Origin of the sequence: Xenorhabdus sp. KK7.4 (genome assembly GCF_963876465.1) — a bacterium.
Classification (GTDB): Bacteria; Pseudomonadota; Gammaproteobacteria; order Enterobacterales; family Enterobacteriaceae; genus Xenorhabdus; species Xenorhabdus stockiae.
Map to the genome: position 1 here is coordinate 1 of NZ_CAWNQF010000021.1, position 890 is coordinate 890.

Annotated in this window: 1 protein-coding gene; it reads right to left on the reverse strand. The window is 41.8% G+C overall.

The window, feature by feature from the left end; genetic code table 11:
- Positions 1-215: 215 nt before the first annotated feature.
- Positions 216-632, reverse strand: coding sequence for an IS200/IS605 family transposase (gene tnpA / locus AACS90_RS03640; RefSeq protein ID WP_099123670.1), 417 nt, complete (start codon positions 630-632; stop codon positions 216-218).
- Between the last annotated feature and the right edge of the window lie 258 nt (positions 633-890).

An 890-nucleotide genomic window follows, 5' to 3' on the forward strand; every position in this document is an offset into this window, starting at 1 on the left:
CGCAAGGTGTTTTAACAAATCAAAAGGGGTTTTTATAGCTGCCTCATCGCTGAAAGCTCTACGGAACCCCCTGCCTAGCAGGGGGTTTTCTATATACAATCAGAACCACCCGTATAGCGGGTGGTTTGCTCTAGCTCTATAAGGGCATGTTACCGACTGCGCCTAAATGACGCGGCTTTCTCTTCGTTCAAGCTCAGTGTCTTTGCTTCTTTGGCTCACCCCTTAAAGGGGTCGTTATACTCTCGTGTACTTAATTTATCCTGAAGTAAATCTGACTTTTCTTGCTCTCTGATATATTTACGGATTGTGGCTTCATTCAGCCCCACTGTGCTGACGTAGTACTCTTCCGACCAAAACTTCCGGTTGCCAAATTTGTATTTTAAATTGGCATATTTATCAAATATCATCAACGAGCTTTTACCTTTTAAATATCCCATAAAACTGGAAACACTTATTTTCGGGGGGATACTCACGAGCATATGAACATGATCTGGCATTAAATGCCCTTCGATTATTTCAACTCCTTTGTACTTGCAATTGAAGATGATTTTTCGTCTATATTTTAGCGAAAAGACGATATGGTATTTACACAGCCACTTTGTATGCGCTGAGCTTTGTGCTTTAATGCCCATAAACACCTTTCCTTATTTAAGTTACGGATATTAGCTTGAACATCTATATCGTAACGGAAAGGTGTTTTTCTTGGTATAACCCTTGAACTCCACCCGCATAGCGGGTGGTTTTATGTTTAAGAAGCTAATGCATCTTAAACTGGCTAATTAATAAGTATCCCCCGGCATAGCCGGGGGTTTTTCATATGCGCCTATAAGGCTCTCTTACCTGCCGCGCCCTAACAGGCGCATCGCAATCTGACATTTGCATTCTAGTGA